This window comes from Bacillus sp. FSL M8-0049 (assembly GCF_038593355.1).
GTDB lineage: Bacteria > Bacillota > Bacilli > Bacillales > Bacillaceae > Bacillus > Bacillus safensis.
Map to the genome: position 1 here is coordinate 2,763,854 of NZ_CP151986.1, position 20,649 is coordinate 2,784,502.

Annotated in this window: 23 protein-coding genes; 5 read left to right on the forward strand and 18 right to left on the reverse strand. The window is 40.7% G+C overall.

Annotated elements, in window-relative coordinates:
- Nucleotides 1-48 precede the first annotated feature (48 nt).
- The 6 genes from NSU13_RS14355 to NSU13_RS14380 form a co-directional block, all read right to left on the reverse strand.
- Nucleotides 49-567 carry a sigma-70 family RNA polymerase sigma factor gene (locus NSU13_RS14355; RefSeq protein WP_034282498.1) on the reverse strand — a complete coding sequence of 173 codons (519 nt, stop codon included), beginning with the start codon at nt 565-567 and terminating at the stop codon, nt 49-51.
- A gap of 126 nt (nt 568-693) precedes the next feature.
- Complete coding sequence (locus tag NSU13_RS14360; protein WP_024423268.1) at nt 694-900, reverse strand: XtrA/YqaO family protein; 207 nt, start codon at nt 898-900, stop codon at nt 694-696.
- Nucleotides 897-1,298, reverse strand: a complete 402-nt coding sequence (locus NSU13_RS14365; RefSeq protein WP_034282500.1) for a hypothetical protein — start codon at nt 1,296-1,298, stop codon at nt 897-899. Before NSU13_RS14365 ends, NSU13_RS14360 begins: the two co-directional genes overlap by 4 nt.
- Before the next feature lie 50 nt (nt 1,299-1,348).
- A complete protein-coding gene (locus NSU13_RS14370; RefSeq protein ID WP_342489584.1) occupies nt 1,349-1,591 on the reverse strand; it encodes a hypothetical protein in 243 nt (80 codons plus the stop codon).
- Complete coding sequence (locus NSU13_RS14375) at nt 1,569-1,721, reverse strand: hypothetical protein (protein WP_162860191.1); 153 nt, start codon at nt 1,719-1,721, stop codon at nt 1,569-1,571. Before NSU13_RS14375 ends, NSU13_RS14370 begins: the two co-directional genes overlap by 23 nt.
- 37 nt (nt 1,722-1,758) lie before the next feature.
- A complete protein-coding gene (locus tag NSU13_RS14380; protein WP_342489585.1) occupies nt 1,759-1,980 on the reverse strand; it encodes a helix-turn-helix transcriptional regulator in 222 nt (73 codons plus the stop codon).
- Between the two features lie 159 nt (nt 1,981-2,139).
- On the opposite strand from NSU13_RS14380, the gene NSU13_RS14385 reads away from it, so the two are divergent.
- The 3 genes from NSU13_RS14385 to bioB all read left to right on the forward strand — a co-directional run bounded on the left by NSU13_RS14385 (nt 2,140) and on the right by bioB (nt 4,232).
- The gene (locus NSU13_RS14385) at nt 2,140-2,517 is read left to right on the forward strand and encodes a helix-turn-helix transcriptional regulator (protein WP_065215243.1); all 378 of its coding nucleotides are present in this window, start codon (nt 2,140-2,142) and stop codon (nt 2,515-2,517) included.
- A gap of 217 nt (nt 2,518-2,734) precedes the next feature.
- Entirely contained in the window at nt 2,735-3,085 is a 351-nt protein-coding gene (locus NSU13_RS14390; RefSeq protein WP_024425911.1) for a hypothetical protein, read from the forward strand.
- A 151-nt stretch (nt 3,086-3,236) separates the two neighbouring features.
- Complete coding sequence (bioB, locus tag NSU13_RS14395) at nt 3,237-4,232, forward strand: biotin synthase BioB (RefSeq protein ID WP_024425912.1); 996 nt, start codon at nt 3,237-3,239, stop codon at nt 4,230-4,232.
- 35 nt (nt 4,233-4,267) lie between these two features.
- Here the strand turns inward: bioB and NSU13_RS14400 are convergent, their stop codons facing one another.
- The 4 genes from NSU13_RS14400 to NSU13_RS14415 form a co-directional block, all read right to left on the reverse strand.
- On the reverse strand, nt 4,268-4,741 hold the full coding sequence (locus NSU13_RS14400; protein ID WP_024423274.1) for a hypothetical protein: 474 nt from the start codon (nt 4,739-4,741) through the stop codon (nt 4,268-4,270).
- 170 nt (nt 4,742-4,911) lie between these two features.
- Nucleotides 4,912-5,745 carry an undecaprenyl-diphosphate phosphatase gene (locus NSU13_RS14405; protein WP_025094210.1) on the reverse strand — a complete coding sequence of 278 codons (834 nt, stop codon included), beginning with the start codon at nt 5,743-5,745 and terminating at the stop codon, nt 4,912-4,914.
- 127 nt (nt 5,746-5,872) lie between these two features.
- Nucleotides 5,873-7,015, reverse strand: a complete 1,143-nt coding sequence (locus tag NSU13_RS14410) for an AI-2E family transporter (protein ID WP_024423275.1) — start codon at nt 7,013-7,015, stop codon at nt 5,873-5,875.
- Between the two features lie 66 nt (nt 7,016-7,081).
- The gene (locus NSU13_RS14415) at nt 7,082-7,474 is read right to left on the reverse strand and encodes a DoxX family protein (protein WP_034282508.1); all 393 of its coding nucleotides are present in this window, start codon (nt 7,472-7,474) and stop codon (nt 7,082-7,084) included.
- A 197-nt stretch (nt 7,475-7,671) separates the two neighbouring features.
- Here NSU13_RS14415 and NSU13_RS14420 point away from each other — a divergent pair, with 197 nt between their 5' ends.
- Entirely contained in the window at nt 7,672-8,664 is a 993-nt protein-coding gene (locus NSU13_RS14420; protein ID WP_034282511.1) for a Gfo/Idh/MocA family oxidoreductase, read from the forward strand.
- Between the two features lie 62 nt (nt 8,665-8,726).
- Here NSU13_RS14420 and NSU13_RS14425 read toward each other — a convergent pair whose 3' ends face one another.
- The 5 genes from NSU13_RS14425 to NSU13_RS14445 form a co-directional block, all read right to left on the reverse strand.
- Nucleotides 8,727-9,251, reverse strand: coding sequence for a type 1 glutamine amidotransferase domain-containing protein (locus NSU13_RS14425; RefSeq protein WP_024423278.1), 525 nt, complete (start codon nt 9,249-9,251; stop codon nt 8,727-8,729).
- Nucleotides 9,252-9,341: 90 nt separating this feature from the next.
- Nucleotides 9,342-11,330 (reverse strand): methyl-accepting chemotaxis protein, encoded by a 1,989-nt coding sequence (locus tag NSU13_RS14430; protein ID WP_081124732.1) that lies wholly within the window; start codon nt 11,328-11,330, stop codon nt 9,342-9,344.
- A 365-nt stretch (nt 11,331-11,695) separates the two neighbouring features.
- Nucleotides 11,696-13,672, reverse strand: a complete 1,977-nt coding sequence (locus NSU13_RS14435; protein WP_034282518.1) for a methyl-accepting chemotaxis protein — start codon at nt 13,670-13,672, stop codon at nt 11,696-11,698.
- Nucleotides 13,673-13,845: 173 nt separating this feature from the next.
- Entirely contained in the window at nt 13,846-15,837 is a 1,992-nt protein-coding gene (locus tag NSU13_RS14440; protein ID WP_041115843.1) for a methyl-accepting chemotaxis protein, read from the reverse strand.
- 125 nt (nt 15,838-15,962) lie between these two features.
- Nucleotides 15,963-17,954, reverse strand: a complete 1,992-nt coding sequence (locus NSU13_RS14445) for a methyl-accepting chemotaxis protein (RefSeq protein ID WP_041115841.1) — start codon at nt 17,952-17,954, stop codon at nt 15,963-15,965.
- 156 nt (nt 17,955-18,110) lie between these two features.
- Here NSU13_RS14445 and NSU13_RS14450 point away from each other — a divergent pair, with 156 nt between their 5' ends.
- A complete protein-coding gene (locus tag NSU13_RS14450) occupies nt 18,111-18,851 on the forward strand; it encodes a protein-glutamine gamma-glutamyltransferase (RefSeq protein WP_041115839.1) in 741 nt (246 codons plus the stop codon).
- A gap of 21 nt (nt 18,852-18,872) precedes the next feature.
- On the opposite strand, the gene NSU13_RS14455 is transcribed toward NSU13_RS14450, so the two are convergent.
- The 3 genes from NSU13_RS14455 to NSU13_RS14465 are packed head-to-tail and all read right to left on the reverse strand — an operon-like array spanning nt 18,873 to nt 20,595.
- Nucleotides 18,873-19,121, reverse strand: coding sequence for a hypothetical protein (locus NSU13_RS14455; RefSeq protein WP_065215238.1), 249 nt, complete (start codon nt 19,119-19,121; stop codon nt 18,873-18,875).
- A gap of 24 nt (nt 19,122-19,145) precedes the next feature.
- On the reverse strand, nt 19,146-20,177 hold the full coding sequence (locus NSU13_RS14460; protein WP_070325957.1) for a nitronate monooxygenase: 1,032 nt from the start codon (nt 20,175-20,177) through the stop codon (nt 19,146-19,148).
- Between the two features lie 16 nt (nt 20,178-20,193).
- Complete coding sequence (locus NSU13_RS14465; protein WP_070325958.1) at nt 20,194-20,595, reverse strand: secondary thiamine-phosphate synthase enzyme YjbQ; 402 nt, start codon at nt 20,593-20,595, stop codon at nt 20,194-20,196.
- Nucleotides 20,596-20,649: the final 54 nt, after the last annotated feature.

The following is a 20,649-nucleotide window of genomic DNA, read 5'->3' on the forward strand; positions in this document are numbered from 1 at the left end:
AACTGTAAGACAAGCTTTAGCTGATTTATTTTTGAACAGAAAAAACACCTATTCAGCAGCTCTGAATAGGCGTTCTTGTACTTTTTTGGACATTTTCGTCCGCGCTCTTTCCATATGTTTTTGCACAGTTCCTTTTTTGACATCCAGCATGTCCGCAATCTCGCTAAACGATAACCCTTGTGTTGTGTGCATAAAGAATACGTCCTTTTCTCGATCTGTTAAAACAGACAAAGCGTCATCAATTCTTTTTTTGTCTCTCTCACTGACTTCTCTTTCTTTCTCTTGAATAAGGGTATATTCATGTGATAAAGCCTCTAACACTTCTGGATTTGCGAGAATGGTACGCTGATAGACTGAACGTCTGTCTAATCCTCTGCGCGCGCCTGGCTCTCTTCCGATTTGAAGCCATTCTACTACGTATTCCAGATCGCTTACCATACTGGCAATCATTTTTTTATCATGCTTGTCTTGAACGGACAGCTGATGTTCTTCTTTTTCTTTAAATGGTTCATATTGTTTTCTAGCATTCTTTAAAGCTCTTTTATATTCAATGAGTAAATCTTGCATATTGGCTCTCTCCCTTTTTAAGAAAATAAAAAACGGACACCAATCAAGTCCCCTTTTAGCAGGGTCTTGATCAGTGTCCGCAGGCTTTCCGTCTTGGACATATTGTGCTTTGATGTGTTCAGTCAGTTAGCTGATTTTAAAACCAATCTCGTGATCTACTCTTGCAAAATGACCTTTTGCCGTTTGAATAATGGTTTTTCCATGTTCAGGTACATCCATTTTATAAGCCGTTCCTACATTCCCATCTAACACGATGACTTGAATTTTTCCTTTTTCCATCTCACCGACAAATGTTTGGTTTTCTTGAATGAATAGTTGTTTTGGCTCGTTCATCTGCTTGTCTCCTTTTTTGGTGTTGGCCTCGTGCCACCACCTACCGTATTGATAATGATTTCAACTCTTGGACACATACTATAAAACTGAGAAACTCTTAAATCGACCATCTGCAGAGGGACTTCATCGGCTATAGAATGAAGTGCTTCTTGAATATGCTGTAGATTCGGCTGAAAGATGCTGACGTGTACTGGGCGTATCAACCCTTTTTCTGCGTATGTACGCTTTTTTTGGCAGTCAGCTATATCAAACGGCATGTGATCAAATAAACGAATTTCAAGTGATAGTGCGCCTTTTAATTTTTGCGGGCATTGCCCTTTTGCAGCTGATCGTATTCTTTTCATCAATGTCTCTTTTGTTAACAAATGCTCATGTTCAATGATTAAATGGATGACCATGTTATGATCTCCCGTCATCCTTTGCCCACTGGCGGATGTCTTGTTCGTTTTTACTCGCTTTGAGCAAGCATTTCAAAAATGTCATGATTTGCTTCCATCGTTTCACGTTGAGCTGATTCCTCCTTTTTTGTATCATCAACCTTAGCTTCCAGGAGGGTCATATATGTCTCTTTCTCTTCTGATGTGGCAAAAACAAACATCGGTTTCTGATGATGAAAGGCGATCCAGCCGCCAGCTTGGTCTAAACAAAGCTGCGCTTCTTTTCTAGCATCAAACGTCAGCTGATGTCTCATCTTCTTCAGCTCCCTCCAAGCTGTCCTCAATTTCTGTTTGGTATCCATATCGTTTCATGTCATATAACCAATAACTTTTTGGATAACCAAAGTCACTCATCTGAGTCACCATTGGATGTTCAATATTCATTCTGTTCGTCTCCCCTTTTCTAAGAACCGATCTCCTCTTAAACAATTACTCTTTTCGTGTAACTTTTGGCCAAAAAAAGCTCTTGAACCCCGGTATTCAGCAGATCTGCAATATGCTTTGCTATTTCTAAGCTAGGCTTCGTTCTGCCCATTTCGATATTCGCATAGCCGCTTGTGTACTTATATCCCAATTTTTTCGCCATATAGGTTTGTGTTTTTCCTTGCAATATGCGCTCTTCTCGTAAATTTTCAAGTTTCATCTTTCCACCTCTTACTCAATATGTGTAAGTTATATTCATTATGATAATATACACAAAACGAGTAAGTCAACCACATTTTTATTCTTTTTGTGTATTTATTTATCTTTTCCGTGTAATTCATGATAAAATTTACTCATAACATGAAAAAAGGTGTTTCTGATGGATAATTTGACTGGGAAGATTCTAACTGAATTAAGAGAGAAGAATGGATGGAGCAAGTCAACAGTTGCTAAAAAACTCGGATTAAAGGCGATGTCGACTTATGCAAACTGGGAATACGGCTTGAGAAAACCCGACGGTGAAATGATTGTGAAAATTGCCGAATTATATGGGGTCTCAACCGATTATCTTCTCACAGGTAAGGACAAAGGCAGGCCCGATGACGATCTTGCAGACGATCCTGATTTGCAAATTGCGTTTAAAGCAGCATCAGATTTTTCCGAAGAAGCACGAAGACAAACCATCGATTTTATTAACTACATTAGAGAGAAAGAGAAGCAAAAAGGTCGTCAGCCAAAAAAGCGAGACGACAATTGATCATCTCTTTTCATCTGCTTTACGCTGGGACGAACCCAGCTTTTTTTTATACCTCTTTCCCTTAAAAAAGAAATAGCATATGAATAAAAAATCATGTCTTTTCCAACATAATATGTGACAATTTTCGCCATAATTACTCTTTTTTTCACATATTTTAATTGACAAATAATTCTATTATTATTAATATATGTATATACCAATAAAAGGAGTGTTACCGATGAAAAAATTCATGAAAATCTGTACATTGTCTTTAGCTGCTGTAGGTGCTCTTACGTTCTCTCAAACTGAAGGTGCTCATGCAGCTGCACAGCCAAAAGAACCAGTCATAGCAAAAGCTCCTATTATGAATAAAGTAATTACGGTGAACCGTACGCTTTCTGTAGGTTCTTCAATCGCCGTCTCTCTTCCAGCAAGCCAAATTTCTGTGTCGGGTGCAACGTATGCGATTCAATTAGATCAAACGGCTCCAAACTTCACATGGATTCGCGCTGTACAACGCGGTTCTGTGACAGTTTCCTACTATAATTCACTAGGCGAGCTTGTGATTAACTATATTACTGTTCGATAAGCAATCTAGCTTTACATATCTAAAGGCGATGACATGAAGTCATCGCCTTTTGGTGTTTAGTGTTGGTTTCATCTGAATCATGATTGCCAACATCCGTACAATATGTTAACTTTTAATTAAAATAAGTTAACATATTAAGGGGGCATTCATGATGAGAGAGCAGCTGTCTTTGTCTTGGGAAGCAATAGCGGAGAAGGCGATGAAAAATGAACCGATCACGGCGCAAGAGGGGCTAGACATTCTTGAAGCTGACGATAGAGAATTGTTACCTATTATGCATGCAGCCTATCAAGTGCGATTTCATTTTTTTCAAAAAAAGGTGAAATTAAATATGATTTTTAACGCAAAAAGTGGATATTGCCCTGAGAACTGTGGATATTGTTCACAGTCGATGATTTCAAAAGCACCGGTTGAAAGATATACAATGCTTGATCAAAAGACCATTGTAGCTGGTGCGCGTGAGGCTCTCAAAAGAAAAGCCGGAACTTATTGTATTGTGGCAAGCGGGAGAGCGCCTTCTCATAGGGAATTAGATGAAGTCACAGCAGCAGTCAAGGAGATCACTGAAACGATGCCTTTGAAAGTGTGTGCCTGTCTTGGGTTATTAAATGAAGAAAAAGCGAAGCGGCTGAAGGAAGCGGGTGTTCATCGGTATAATCACAATATCAATACACATCATGATCATCATGCTCACATTACGACAACTCATACATACGATGACCGCGTGTCGACCATTGAGCAGGTCAAACAATCTGGCATGTCACCTTGCTCAGGGGTCATTATTGGAATGGGTGAAACCAATCAGCAAATTGTTGAAATGGCTTTTGCGCTCAGAGCACTTGATGCGGATTCAATTCCAGTCAACTTTCTTCATGCCATCGAAGGAACACCGCTTGAGCATCAAAAACGAACACACCCGATCAAAGCATTGAAAGTGCTGGCAATGATGAGATTTGTCAACCCAACAAAAGAAATTCGGGTATCCGGAGGCAGAGAGTTTAATTTACGGACACTCCAGCCGCTCGCACTGTATGCCGCAAATTCCATTTTTGTTGGTGATTATTTAACAACAAAAGGCCAGCAAGTCCAAACGGATCATCACATCATTGAGGATTTAGGGTTTGAAATAGAAGAATGTGCGTTATAAAAAAAGTCTGCCGATTCACCGGCAGACTTTTAAGATTAGAATCTTTTATGAAAATCGACAGTTCCGCTTCCATCTTCTCGGTCAAAGCTGCCAACAAACGTCCAGTTAATATATCCACCGTCACCATTGTTGACAAACGTACCATCTTCAAATACCCAAATACCAAACGTAATACCGTCATATTCAACACTATCATAGTAGACAACATTGTTCAGACCGCTAAAGTCGTGGTCTTGGCTTAAGTTTTGGACAACTACGTTGTAGTTTTGACCTGCTTCATAGAACGCACTGTATGCCGCATTTTTTACGAATCCATCACGATTTTGAGATGATTTTACTGCTTGTTCAATTTTATCGGCAATGGCTACTGGATCAATTGAGACACTTCCATCAACACCTGTTGTTGTAGCAGCTTCAGCCGTTTGACCAAAAGTCGTAAGAGATAGAGGGGCAGCAATCATTGACGTAGCGATGACAGAACCAACAAACATTTTGCTTGTTTTTCTCATTATTTCTAACTCCTCCTTTAATTGGTATGTTTATGTACTACCCCTTCATCTGTCTCTTAAACACTAATTTATGAAAAAAATCCTTGTTCTACCAATTAAGAGGGTATTTTTACTGTCTAATTAGGCGAAATAACAAAAAAACTACTCTTATAAAAGAGTAGTTTACAGTATTACATGAACAGGATAAATAAAATCACACCTAGGATAATTCGGTATATCGCAAAAGGCACCAGTTTGATTTTATTGATCAGTTTTAGGAAGAATCGAACAACAAAGAGAGCCACAACAAACGCACTCACAAAGCCGACGATAAAGAATGGCAGCATATCCGGTGTTAAATATTCGGCATTTTTCACAAGGGTTAACAAGCTTGCTCCTGCCATAATCGGCATCGCCATGATAAATGTAAAGTCTGCCGCAGCACGGTGATTCAAACCAAGAATAACCCCGCCTGCGATCGTTGAACCTGAGCGCGAAAATCCTGGCCATAATGCTAAACATTGAAACAGTCCAATATAAAGCGCCTGTCTGTAAGTCATGTTATCGACAGAGCTTGTTTCTGTTTTCCGTTTATTGATCCAGTCAGCGACAAGCATCAGAACTGCCCCTAAAATCAAACCGACAGCGACTGTTCTGACGTCAAATAAGTATTTATCAATATAATCTTCAAATAAGAATCCTAAAATGACGGCTGGAACAAGTCCAACTGCAATTTGGGCGATGGTCAGTTTATGCCCGCTGCGCTTTTGCTCTTCGGTGATATTTTTCTTTAAGCCCAATAAGTTTAAAATACGATCTTTAAACACGATCATGACAGCTAAAATTGAGCCTAACTGAATCACGACTTTAAATGTGTTGGCCGCTTCTGGCGTAATAATTTCCTTTGATTTTAACCAAAGATCATCGACAATGATCATGTGACCTGTAGATGAAACAGGTGCGTACTCTGTTAATCCTTCGACAATTCCTAAAACCAGTGCCACGAATAAATCCCATAGATTCATGATTTTCTTTCCTTTCAATTCTGATCTTTTGAACACGCTAAACATCTATGTCCACATAAAGACAAGCTTCCTCCATCGAAAGCTCGTCTTTATGATACTATATTTTTTTCAAAAAAAGATTATGACATCAAACCTTTTCTTCTTTATACAAATTGGACCGCATTTTGAACCAATCAAATAAGTGAGTCGTGATGACCTTCAGAACGGCATACGTCGGAATAGCGACAATGATGCCGACCACGTTGAACAATTTACCAGCTGTTAATATAACAAAAATAATCGTAATGGGATGAATATGAAGGTTTTTCCCCATCACCTGAGGAGAAATGAATTTCCCTTCAACGAGCTGAACCACTGTCCAGACTATAATAAGTTTTAGCAGCATTACTGGTGACGTCACAAGTGCAATCACAATCGCTGGTGTAATCGCAATTGTTGGACCAAGGTAAGGCACTATGCTTGTACATGCAGCAATGATAGCGAGCAGCAGCGCATAGTCAAGTCCAATGATCATATAACCGATTAACAGAAGAACACCGATACAGAAGCTGACAATGATCTGTCCGCGAATATACGAGCTTAGACGGTGGTTCATTTCGTGAAGCATGATATGTGTATGTTCCCTCATTTTACTTGGGAAAAATTTCAATAGATAGTCAGGCAGCTTTTTGCCGTCTTTTAATAGATAAAACAGAATAAACGGCACAGTCACGATCGAGATAATGACTTCTGTGAGCGCCCCTAAGAATGTTCCTACACCGGTAAAGGTGCTTTCCAAAATCTTCGTCGCTTGACTGGATGCTTTACTTACCAATTCAGACACGTTAAAGTTCATCGAGTTTTGCACTTGATTAATAAAGTTACTTCCTGTTAATTGTCTAATTTGATCTTCTACCGTATCGACGTATTTCGGAAGATTATGAAATAGACTCATGGTTTGAGCTTGTAAAAAAGGAATAATGGACACGATGGTCACTGTAATAATCCCAATAATGACAATATATAAAAGCAAAATGGAATAGATCCGCTTGATTCTTGCTTTCTCTAACAAGTTAACAATTGGATTTAATAAATAATACACGACTCCCGTTAAAATAATCGGTAAGGCAATGGTTTTGACGAGTACAATGAGCGGTGTGAAAATAAATGATGTTTTCATGAAAACTAGGATATTCAATCCAATTAATAACAGGACGAGTAAAAAGAGAACAAACTTGTTATCAAGAAAAAATTTTCTAAATCGACTGCTCCACATTTGCATAGAATTCATATTGTTCCTCCAAACACGGGCTATTTTATGAGTAAATTGTACACTACTTGATCATGATTATGGTCGTCATTGTTTGAGCTTTTTTTCCCATTTTGCAATGGACATTGCCCATACAATGAGAATCGGCTGTCCAATAAGCCTTATCCATAGCAAGGCTTGTTCTGTATTTTCTTGACCTGGAAATGGTATTCCCTCACGAGCAGCAAATAAGTTTGCAGGGAAAATGAGTACAAGATAGACAGCAATGGATTTTGCCGCTGCAATCCTGACATTTGGCAAAAGCAGCAGCACGGCCAGCAGCCATTCAAGACATGCAGTCGCATAGACCATTACATATGGAAATGGCCAGCCTGGCATCATGCGGGCAAAGCCGCTCGGCTCTATCACATGAAAAATACCAGCCGCTATGAATAAAAGCGCAAAGATGTATGTACTTCCTATATGCAGGACGCGCTTCATGTTTCCTCCTCTCCCTTCTATCCTGAGTATTACCCGAAGAAGGAAGAAACTACCCACTTTTCGTACATTTATATCCTTTATGTAAGACGTTTCAGCCTATATAAAGGTTTCATCCGCTTTGCAATAAAAAGAATATTCTTTCATACAAACGCTTTCAAAGCATGTATAATCAGAGAAAAGCAGAAGGAGGGAATCACATGATTCGATTTGCTGTCATCGGAACGAACTGGATTACAGATCGGTTCTTACAAGCTGGTGAAGAACTAGCTGATTTTACATGTACAGCCGTCTATTCACGGTCCGCTGAAAAAGGACAGGCCTTTGCCGAAAAATATGGGATTGATACGGTTTTTACGAACTTACAACAAATGGCGGAAAGTGATACGTTTGATGCCGTGTATATTGCGAGTCCAAATGCCCTTCATAAAGAGCAGGCCATGTTGATGATGGGGCATCAAAAGCATGTTTTATGCGAAAAACCATTCGCCTCTCATCGAAAAGAAGTGGAAGAAATGATTGCCGCAGCGAAAAAACATCAAGTGTGTTTGATGGAAGCGATGAAAACGACATTTCTGCCTAATTTCCTTCAAATCAAACAGCATCTTGATCAGCTTGGACCTATCAGGCAAGTGGTCGCGCATTACTGTAAATATTCTTCAAGATACGATGCCTATCGAAGCGGCGAGCTTCCAAATGCCTTTAAGCCTGAGCTATCCAACGGTTCTTTAATGGATATCGGGGTGTACCTCGTTTACCCAGTCATATACTTATTTGGTCTGCCGAATCAAATCACCGCAAGAGGCTATAAGCTTTCTTCTGGTGTGGATGGGAACGGTTCAGTCCTTTTACAGTATGACGGGCATCAAGCACTTCTTTTTCATTCTAAAATTTCAACGTCTCATTTATCGGCTGAAATTCAAGGCGAGGATGCCACCATGGTGATTGATCAATTCCACCGTCCTTCACGAATCACGATACACGACCGTGACGGACATCAAACTGACATCTCTCTCAAAGATGATCAGCCAGCTATGTCTTATGAAATCAATCATTTTATTGAGTGTATTCAGCAGGGAATGGGGCAGTCTCCTGTCAATACATTTGCCCTATCTGTTCAAACCATGTCCGTCATGGACGAAGCGAGAAGACAAATGGGCGTGTTGTATCCTGCCGACAGACAAAATGTATAGGGCATGAAATGATGAACAAAGGGCGAAATTTTTTTGTTCGCCCTTTGTTTCGTGTCAGTCGTTTATTTTGCGGCTAACACATCCGCAAATGCTTTCACATACGGCGGAAGGTCCGGCGGGCGTCTGCTGGAGATGAGGTGGCCATCTGTGACGACTGCCTCATCGAACCAATCCGCACCAGCATTTGTCATATCGTCTTTAATACCTGGTGTACTTGTCACTTGTCTGCCTTTCAGGATTCCTGCTGATATCAGCACCCAGCCGGCATGACAAATCTGACCGATTGGTTTTGCCTTCGCATCAAATGTACGGACGATGTCTAATACTTCTGGATAACGGCGCAGTTTATCAGGCGCCCATCCGCCAGGGACTAGCACAGCATCATAATCATCAGCTTGTATGGAATAAAAATCTGCATCAGATACCGCCGGCACACCATACTTCCCGATGTACTCATGATTTGCTTTTTCACCTACAAGATGGACAGTCGCCCCTTCTTCTCTTAAACGCAGAACCGGATACCATAGCTCTAAATCTTCAAAATCATCGCTGACAAACGCAATGACCTTCTTATCTGATAAACGCATACTATCTCTCCTCTTCTTTCGATTTCCTCTATTGTACGAGATGTCCTCTTAAAAAGAAAAGCGGTTCCCCTTGAGGAGAACCACTTGACCTTATTCGCTGATCTTGAATTTTTTAATTAAATCACGTAATTCTTCCGCCATTTGGGAAAGAGTTGTGGATGAAGAACTAATCTCTTCCATAGAAGCAAGCTGCTCTTCAGCAGATGCTGCGATATCTTGGATGCTTGCTGAACTCTCTCTTGATACATCTGCAATTTCATTTACTGCTTTAGAAATTTGCTCAGATCCTTTCGACAGCTCGCGCACCGTTGTATTCATTTCATTCATTCTTGCTGCGATTTCCGCTGTTTGCTCATTTATTTGTGAGAAACTTTCTTTCGTTTGATCTGTAATAGTAAGACCACTTTTCACTTCTTCATTCACTGCTTTGAACATATTTTGAGATGTTTCGATTTCAGTAACGATTTCATTCACAAGCTTTTCAATCTCTTTTGCTGAATCCGATGATTGAACCGCTAGTTTACGCACTTCTTCCGCAACAACAGAGAAGCCTCTGCCTGATTCACCTGCACGTGCTGCTTCAATGGCAGCATTTAGTGCAAGTAAATTCGTTTGATCCGCAATGCCGTTAATCACGCCGAGGATGTTTGTGATATCTTTTGATTTATGCTCTAGCCCGTTGATCACACTTTCAGCTTCTTTCACTGAATGGTCAATCGTCTTCATTTGGCCAACAGTCTGCTCCACAAGCTGTCCGCCTGTTTCTGCGACTGTTTTTGATTGAACAGATGACGCTGTGATGACATCAGACGTTTCGGCAACTTCGTTCAGTCCTTCATTCATTTGTTTTAAATGAACCGCGCTTTGTTCCACCATTTCGCTTTGATTTTCGTTGCCGTTTGAGAATGTTTCAATAGATGATGTAATATGTTCGGTTGCTTTAGTTGTTTGACCTGCGCTTGCCGTCAGTTCTTCAGATGATGAAGCAACATTCTCAACAGATGTTTGTACTGCTTGAATGACATCTCTTAGGGACTCACTCATTTCATTAAAGCTTGTGCCAAGCTGTCCAATTTCATCTTTTGAGCGGACATCAATTTTTTCTGTTAAATCTCCCTGACTGATCTTCTTCGAAGAAGAGACAAGAGTGGAAAGTGGTTTTGTAATGGAACGGATGATAAAGAAGATCAGAATCCCGCCAATGATCAGCGCGCCGGCTAAAATGATGGCGGCCATGTTAAAGACTGGCTGTGCAGCTTCTTCTACTTCACTGACAAACATCGTCCCGACAATTTTCCAGCCAGTCGCCTTGTTTGTGGTGAACTCCATTTGCTTTTCTTTTCCTTCAAACATATAGCTCATAGATCCGTTATCTTGTGAATACATTTTTTCTAACCATTCACCAGATAATTTTGTTCCTGCTTTTTTCGTTGGATGTGCCACATATGTACGGTCTGGACTTCCAATAAAGGCATAGCCTTGTTTCCCAATGTTAATGCTATTGGACTCTTTAACTAGATTCGCAATGTCTAGGTTCATCGCGATGACGCCTGATCCATCCTCTAGTTTTTTAGAAATGGTTACCACAAGTGTACCGGTTGAAGCCGTTGCATATGGGGCTGAAACAGACAGCTCACCGTTTTTCGCCCAGCCGTCTTTGTACCAATCCCGCTCAGTTGCGACATAACCTGCAGGCATTTTTTGATTAGGATATCTTGAAAACACTTTGCCGTCACTTGAAGCGACAAAAATGCCTTCTGTGTCATCATTCATACTCATGAACTGCTCAAAGCGTCCTTGAATATCGGTCGTTCCTTTTTGCTTGAGCTTTTTCTCCGTGATCCATTTGCTAAAGAAATCGGCTGCGTCTGTTTTCACTTTGACAACCTTCGTAATATTTTTATCTAGCTGCTCTACGTTTTCCTTTGCACTTTGCATAATTTGATCATTTAAAGAGGTGCTTGCCGTATGGTATGAAGAGAATGCCAATACAATGATTGGACATAAAAGAATAAATAAGAAAGAGAATACGAGCTTTTTTGAAATAGATGGCTTTCTGAAATACTGTATGAATTTCATAAAAAAGAAAACTCCTTTTAGTAAGATAGTATATATATCGGAAGTACTACTAGGTTCTTTACTTTTTTAACTTATTAAAGTCTAAATAAGTCCAAATTACCCAATTTATATGCATCGAATGGAAAAACACCAGACGTTTTGGCGTCAGGTGCTTAAGATTGTTGACAAAGGGCTAAAATGTTCTTGATTTTAGCCCTTTGTCTTCTTTTTCAGTGTGATAGAAAACCTTTGCAGTCTAGGAAGAACGAGTACCAGAGCGAATAAAAGATTCGTGAGCACCGGCGCGCAGACCTGACACCAAATTTGAAGGTTTGTCTACACGCTGAAACACCTGACGTTTTGCCGTCAGGTGTTTCGCTACTCTCTTACATTTTAAATTGTTTAATAAGCTCCCTTAGTTCTTCTGCCATCTGAGATAAAGTGGCAGAGGATGAGCTGATCTCTTCCATAGATGCAAGCTGTTCTTCTGCTGATGCCGCGATATCTTGGAAGCCTGCTGAGCTTTCTCTTGAGAGCTCTTTGATTTGATTCACCGCATGAGAAATATCATTTGAGCCATGCGATAGCTCTTCGGCTGATCTGTTCATTTGTTTCATTTGTTCTGTCATTTCTGATGTTTTATCAGTGATTTTCTCAAAACTCACTTTCGTTTCATCTGTAATGTTTAATCCAGATTGTACTTCACCTGCTACTTGTTTAAACATTTTCTGCGATTTTTCTATTTCCTCCACAATTTCGTTCGTCAGGCTTTCAATTTCTTTTGAAGAGCTTCCTGACTGCTCTGCCAGCTTGCGGACTTCTTCTGCGACAACAGAGAAGCCTCTGCCTGCTTCACCTGCTCGTGCGGCTTCGATCGCAGCGTTTAAAGCAAGGAGATTCGTTTGATCCGCAATACCGTTGATGACCCCAAGAATGTTTGTAATATCCTTTGATTTCTGCTCCAAGCCTGCAATGACAAGCTCTGCTTCTTTTACTGCCTGCTCAATCGTTTGCATTTGACCTGCTGTTTTTTGAACGAGTTCTCCTCCAGCCTGAGCAGTTTTGCTCGATTCGATCGACGATTCCATCATATGAGAGGTTGTATCGACCATATGCGATAAGCTCCGATCCATTTCGTTTAACTGAACTGAGCTTTTTTCGATCATATCATTTTGATGTTCAGTGCTGTTTGAGAACTGTTCAATAGATGATGTGATATGCTCGGTCGCTTGAGCTGTCTGTCCTGCACTTGCCGTTAACTCTTCAGACGAAGCAGCCACATTTTCAATGGAATTTTGGACAGCTTGAATGACTTGCTTCAGCTTTGCTGACATGTCGTTAAAGCTTTGCGCAAGCTTACCAATTTCATCGTGCGTACGAACTTCAATATACTGGGTCAAATCACCTTGACTGATTTTTTCAGCCGATTCAGAGAGCTCTATCAGTGGCTTTCGAATCGATTTAATAATAAAATAAATCGCGATTCCGCCAATGGCAATCGCAGCCGCAAGAATGATCATTGTTAAGTCGAGCACTGGCTGTGCGGCTTCTTTTACTTCATTCACATACATCGTTCCAGCAAGCTTCCAGCCGGTTGCTTCATTTGTGTCAAAAAACATTTGCTTCGGCTGGCCATTGTATTCATATTCAAAGCTGCCTTCTTTTTTATCATATAGTTTTGAGATGAAGTCACCAGTCAGCTTTGTCCCAGCCTTATCGGTTTTATGGGCCACATAACGCTGATCTGATGTGGCGATAAACGCATAGCCTTCTTGGCCAATTTTGATGCTGTTTGTATCTTTTACAACCGTATTTAAGCGTACATTCACCCCGATCACACCAGATCCATCTGCTAGCTGTTCTGATATTGTGATGAGCAGGTCATCTGATGACTTATCGGCAAAAGGATCTGAAATGATGAGTTTCTTCTCTCCCATCGATTTCTGAAACCAAGTTTCATTTTTTGCGCTCTTTGCATTACCTTTGTGAATCTCCGAATATTCAGTTAGTTTACCATTTTGATCTGCAACAAATACTTCTACTACATCGTCATCTGTTTCCGATAATTGCTCTAATTTCACTTTGAGTAAATCTTTGTTTTTAGCAGTCAATTCACCCTTTTTGATCGATTTAGATAAGTATGAAACCATGTCAATTTTAGGCTGTATATCTTTATTAATGAGTTCGTTTAATTGTTGAACACCATTTGCAGCACTAGACATAATCTCATCATTAAGAGACTTTGATGCCACTTCATAAGAAAATGCAGCCAATACGAGAATTGGCACTAGGAGAATCGCTAAGAATGCAGTAATTAATTTCTTCGACATCGTAAAGTGCTTAAAAAAGTTGATTTTTTTCATGACTCTACTCCTTTTGATTTATGATTTGTGGTCTTCCTCTTCTATTCTTAGGTAATATGAATTATTTTTCAAGGAATAATGTTCAAAAAATCCAAAAAATAAGTATAATTACCCATTTCTTTTGATTTACTCAATGAAAAAGAGCCTCTATCTGGAGGCTCTTTTCTTCCTGTCTATTCAACCTTAAATTTGCTAATTAAATCGCGTAATTCTTCTGCCATCGAAGAGAGTGTGGCAGAGGACGAGCTGATTTCTTCCATTGATGCCAGCTGTTCTTCTGCTGAAGCAGCAATGTCTTGAATATTTGCCGAGCTTTCACGTGATACGTCTGCGATCTCACGAACAGCCTCTGACACATGTGCCGAGCCTTTTGAAAGCTGAACAACGGTTTGATTCATTGTTTGAAGCTGGTCAGAAATTTCTTTTGTCATTTCGAAAATATTGTGGAAGCTTACTTTCGTTTGTTCAGTGAAGCTTAGGCCTGATTGAACTTCTCGATTCACTGCAGTGAATACTTCCTGTGATACGTCAATATCTTGCACGATTTCTTTAATCAAATTCTCAATTTCTTTTGCCGAGTTGGCAGATTGAACCGCCAGTTTTCTTACTTCTTCTGCTACAACGGAGAAGCCTCTGCCAGATTCACCAGCTCTTGCTGCCTCAATCGCTGCATTTAGCGCAAGTAAATTCGTTTGATCGGCAATTCCATTGATGACACCGAGAATTTGGGTAATGTCTTTCGATTTACTTTCAAGTGCACTGATGACATTCTCTGCTTTTTTCACGGACTGATCAATGACATTCATTTGAGAAGCGGTTTTTTCAACAAGCTGGCCGCCTTCCCCTGCGATATCTGTTGATTTGATCGATGAAGCAGTAATGGATTCAGCCGATTCATTCATATTCTGAAGACCGCGGTTCATTTCCTCTAACTCTTCTGAGCTCAATTCGACTTTATCATTTTGGCTTTCATTTCCGCTGGAGAATTGTTCAATGGCTAGTGTAATATGCTCTGTTGCTTTACTTGTTTGTCCTGCGCTGGCAGTCAGTTCTTCTGATGAAGATGCGACATTCTCGACTGAAGTTTGAACGGCTCCAATGAGAGATCGCAATGAGTCAATCATCGTATTAAAGCCTTTACCAACTTGTCCAATTTCGTCATCTGACTGGATCTGAAGCTTATCGCGTAAATCACCTTCGCTGACTTTTTTCGAGAAGCGGGCAAGATTGGATAATCTTTTTGAAATAGAGCGGACGATAAAGAAAATGAGGGTTCCTGCAACAATGAGTGTGACACTGAATACGATAATGGCTGTATTGAAAACGGGCTTTGCCGCTTCTTCTACTTCAGATACGAGCATCGTTCCACCAATTTTCCAGCCGGTTAATTCATTGGTGACATATGCAACCTTTTTATCTGTTCCTTTGAGGGTATAGCTGCCGCTTCCTTCTTTATTTTTAAAAATAATACTGGCCAGATTTTCATTGACTTGACTTCCTGGCTTTTGGGTTGGATCTGCTAAAACTGTTTTATCTTTCTCCATGATGAAAGCATAGCCTTTTTGCCCAATTTTGATTTCTTTTAGTTTTTGGAGCAGGCTGTCAATTTCCATGTCAAGACCAATGACACCTGAACCATCTTTCATTTTTTGGGCAATTGTGATAACCATTTTGCCTGTGGATGCTGCTACATATGGTTTTGTGATGACTTGTTTGCCGTTTTCTGCTTTCAATGCCTCTTGATACCATGGACGTTCTCTTGGATCGTAGCCATCTGGCATCTTTTGAACTGGATATTGCATAAACAATCCCTTTTCAGAGCCTGCATAGATTGCGGATACATCTTTTTCATTAATTTTTCCAAATTGCTGTAATTCTTTAATGGTCGCATTTCTATTTTTTTCTTGAAGATTAGACGCTTTGAGCGAGTCTGAAAACAGTGTCACAGCATCTGATTTGTTTCCAATATTCTCATTGATTAAGGTATCAAATGCATTGACCTGACTCATCGCACTGCCCATAATCTGTTTGTCTAGCTCTGTCTTTGATGTAAAAAACGCACTAATTGTCAGTGCCACAGTTGGCAGAATAAGGACGACCAAAAAGGCAATGATTAATTTCTTTGAAATGGATGGTTTTTTGAACCATTGGATCATTTTTCCCATTTTAACTTTCCCCCTTTACTTCTCTAAAGTTATTATCGGATGAAAGGTGTATTTTTAGAGGCTGGAAATGACGTTTAAAAATAAAAAAAATACCCAGACAATTCTGGATACTTTTTCATCATTATTTAATTAATTTTAAATTGACTTGTGAGCTCTTTTAGTTCCTCTGCCATGTTGGCAAGTGTCACAGATGAAGATGTGATTTCCTCCATAGATGCTAGCTGCTCTTCTGCGGAAGCCGCAATGTCCTGAATGTTTGCTGCGCTTTCTCTCGAGACTTGGCGCATCTCCTGCATCGCTTGTGAAACAAGCTTTGAACCGCTTGATAGGTCAATGGCTGTATCGTTTAATTGCGACAGTTTTTTCGACATTCCTTCTGCTGCCTCATAAATGTGCTGGAAGCTTTCTTTTGCTTCCTCTGTCATACCGAGTCCTGCGTTTACTTCTCGATTGACTGCTTTGAACATATCTTGAGATTTAGCAATTTCTAGTACAATTTCTTGGATGAGCTTCTCAATTTCTTTCGCTGAATCTGCGGATTGGACTGCTAGTTTTCTCACTTCTTCTGCAACGACGGAGAATCCGCGTCCTGATTCACCTGCTCTTGCTGCTTCAATTGCTGCATTAAGCGCAAGTAAATTCGTTTGATCCGCGATGCCATTAATGACATTTAAAATACTCGTAATATCTTTAGACTTGTATTCTAATTCTTTCATGACCTGCTCTGCTTCTTGTACAGATGTATCAATATGTTTCATTTGGCTTGCTGTGCTTTCAACAATTCGGCCGCCTTGACCAGCAGCTTCTGTTGATTGAATAGAGACAGCAGCCACTTCAGATGAGGTTTGTGACATATCTTGTAATCCTTCGTTCATTGCCACAAGCTGATTCGTACTAGATTCGACTTTCTCGTTTTGTGCTTCATTTCCATTTGAAAATTGTTCAATTGACATCGTGATATGCTCTGTTGCTTGACTTGTTTGGCTGGCACTTGCCGTCAGCTCCTCTGAAGCCGAAGCCACGTTGTCGACAGATTGCTGTACAGCGCGAATGACGTCACGAAGAGATTCACTCATCTTGCTGAAGCTTCTTGTGAGATCTCCTATTTCATCCTTCGATTTGGTTTCGAGGGTTTCTGTTAAATCCCCTTCACTCACCTTTTCTGAGAAATCAACAAGCCTTCTCAGTCCAATGGTAATCGAGCGAACAATGAAGAAGATAGCGACACCGCCAAGGATAAATGAAGAAATTAAAAGAATAATGGCAGAATTCCAAACTGGCTGTGCTGCTTCTTCTGTTTCTGATACAAACATCGTTCCAGCAATTTTCCAACCTGTTAAATCATTTGTGACAAAAACGATACGTTTTTGTTCTCCTTTATTCTCATAAGTTGATGTTCCTTCTTTGCCGCTATAAAGGATTGATGAAATATTTCCTGTGACCTCAGATCCTGACTTTTCTTCTGGATGGGCTACAATTTGTTTGCTTTTATTTGCAATAATTGGATATCCTTCTCGTCCAATTTTAATTTCTTTGATTTTATCAACAATGTCTTGCACATCAATGTCGATTCCGATCGCTCCCGACCCGTCCTTCAGGCGCTGGGCAATCGTGACCACCATGCCGTTTGTTGTAGCAGAAATGTATGGATTGGTGACAACTGGCTCACCTTTTTCATCCTGCATCGCTTGCTGATACCAATCGCGTGTTGTTGGGTCATAGCCTTTTGGCATGTCTACTTTAGGAAACTGAATGAAATCACGATTTTTACTTGCTGCATAAAATCCAACTACATCATCTTCGTTGATTTTGCTGTATATTTCAAAATGCTCATACAGTTCGTCCTGGTTTTTCTTTTTAAAGTCTGCAGCAGTTGTTGTTTGAGTAAAAAGTTTCACCGCGTTTTCTTTATTCAAAAGCTTTTGCTCGATCATGTCATTCATATCATTGACTCTTGCTTTTGCTCCGTACATGATTTCATGATCTAATTCTTCTTTGGCAATCTGATATGAAATCGTACTGAGTGTAATGATTGGCAAGACGAGAACAAGTGTGAATGAAATAATCAGTCTTTTGGAAATCGATGGTTTTTTCAACCATTTTATTGCACTTTTCATGTTTTTCCTCCTTTTAAACGATATGTTTTATATCGGACATCTTCATAGTATTTTCATGTTTTTCAAATAAAAAGGATGCTATTTTGTTTATTTTCACAAATTGATTCCTTGCCCAAGCACCCTGCATACGCTAATACAAAAGGGGGCGCTTTTCATATGATTATCCTTTCAGGACAGCCAGTGACAAATGAGCAGCTGGCATCGTTTCAGCTAGAGGGACAAAAGCGGATCATTTTGATGCAGTTACAGGCCTCGAATGATACGTTCCGCTATAGGCAAGCATCTGATTTGTTATTTGAGGTCACTTTAAGATCGAACATTATGAATGCTGCAAGAGATTTGAATAAAAGCGGTGCCTCATTCGCCATCTTTCAAAGGTCGCGTGCAAATGATGCGTTTTGGCGTGTGTCGGAAGCAGGAGCACTAGAGCTGCGCTATCAAGTGGAGCCATCAAGAGGCATTCAAGACATTTTTGAAAATGGTTCAAAATATGCATTTGAATGCGCAACAGCGATTGTCATTGTGTTTTATATGGGGGTTTTGCAAACAGTAGGAGAGGAGAAGTTTAATCGAAGACTTCGCAGTTTAACACTGTATGACTGGCACTATGATACTTTGTCGATTTATACAGAGCGCGGGAATGATTTTATCTATGGGGATTGTTTATATTTCGAAAATCCAGAGTTTAGCTATCAGCAGTCGCAATGGCGCGGGGAAAATGTGATTTACTTAGGAGAAGATCAATATTACGGTCATGGACTTGGAATTTTAACAGCAGCAGAAATTATCGACAAACTGAATAAGAGAAGACGGCCAGGTGCGGTTCAATCCGCTTATTTATTACCGCAGACTACCCGGATGGATGTAATTTATCTCAGGCAAATGTTTGGCAGCTAAAAAAAGCCTCTTGTCTATTGGTTATGACAAGGGGCTTCTGTATGCCTTGCGTTTACGATAATTTTGGAGTGTGCCAAGCATCGTGTTCGCAAGGATCTCCATTTCTTCTAAATCTTTTCTTGTGACCGGCGAGTCGTGCCGGCTCCATTTCACGTATCGAACAAAATAGTAATGACGAATGGGCGTAAGGACAGCAGGAGAATGAGGGAAATCATCAAACCAAAATTCAATCTGGCCTTTTTTTCGGTAGGAATGTTTTAAGATGTCCATCCTGTCACACCACCCATCATGATTTTATGTCTGCGTCAGTTCGTGCATGATGTCTTCAACGCTTAAAATCGAGTGAATACGTCCAACGCCCTGTCCTGCCCACAGAGCCATTTGATCAGGGTTACCTCCGGCAGCAGCTGCTTTTCGCATCGGTGTTGTGCATAGATGCTGAACTGGGTAAGGAAGAACCCTATCTTCATGCAGACTTTCATCCTCCATCCACTGATTCACAATACCTCTCGCTCTTTTCCCAGAAAAAAGCCTTGTCACCCTCGTTTCACTGCCTTCTGCCTGTAAAATGGCTTTCTTGTATACCTCTGCCGCAGCACTTTCCTGGCTGGCTAAAAATCGTGTGCCGATTTGAACCGCATCCGCTCCAAGCGCTAGCGCTGCTTTCATACCTAATCGGTCCGTGATGCCTCCTGCTGCTATCAAAGGCACACGGCAGAGCGGTTTGACGTCAGAGATCAGACTGATCAGCCCCACCAAGGCGTCTCCTTTTGCACGTAAAAATGTGCCGCGATGTCCCCCTGCTTCACTTCCTTGCAGCACAATGGCATCCATTCCTTTTTCCTCTAGAAGCAGTGCTTCCTCTTTTGTTGTCGCCGTTCCGATTAAAAAGATTCCCTTTTGTTTTAGGTGGTGAATCGTTTGTTCATTTGGACAGGCGAATGTAAAGGAAACGATCGGAACGTCTTCTTCCAGAAGAATGTTGATTTTCCGTTCAAAATCATCCCACAACTCTTCTTCGCTTGGCATCCTATGAGCTTCGGGCCATACAGGCAGTCTCTTCTCCCAAAACGCCACATCCTCTTTTTTCACATCTGGAATTGGCTCTGGTACAAACACATTGACCTGAAACAGGCGAGATGTCAGCTGTTTGACCTGTCTAATCTGCTGTCTCAAATCGTCAGGCTGCACATATCCACTTGCCAAGCTGCCAAGCCCTCCGTAATTTGAAACAGCGGCTGCCAGCTGCGGTGTCACAGCTCCTCCTGCCATTGGTGCTTGAATGATTCCATGTTCGATTTGCAGTAACTTTTTGATGTCCCCCATTTATTTCCCCCATCTCTTACTCGTTTGACGACACTTGTACATAAAAATGACGATGCCTCGGCCCGTCAAACTCACAGAAATAGATTCCCTGCCACGTGCCAAGCACAAGATCTCCATCATGAATGAGAACATGCTGAGACGCCCCCATATAACTCGCTTTCATATGTGCAGCCGTATTTCCTTCCATATGGCGATCCTTTGGGTGTTCCCACGGAAAAACATCATCAAGCCGGCGAAGCATATCTCGTTTCACATCTGGATCCGCATTTTCATTAATGGTGATCCCTGCTGTCGTATGTGGACAATAGACGATGACAGTTCCGTTTTGTATGCCTGTTTCCCTGACATATTGGAGAACCTCATGTGTGACGTCGATCATATCATCGCGTCTGTCTGTTTGTAGATTGATTTTTTTCATATGAGCTGCTCCTTTTTCACGTTTCTATAAAAACCATACCCTTTTTATGTGAAA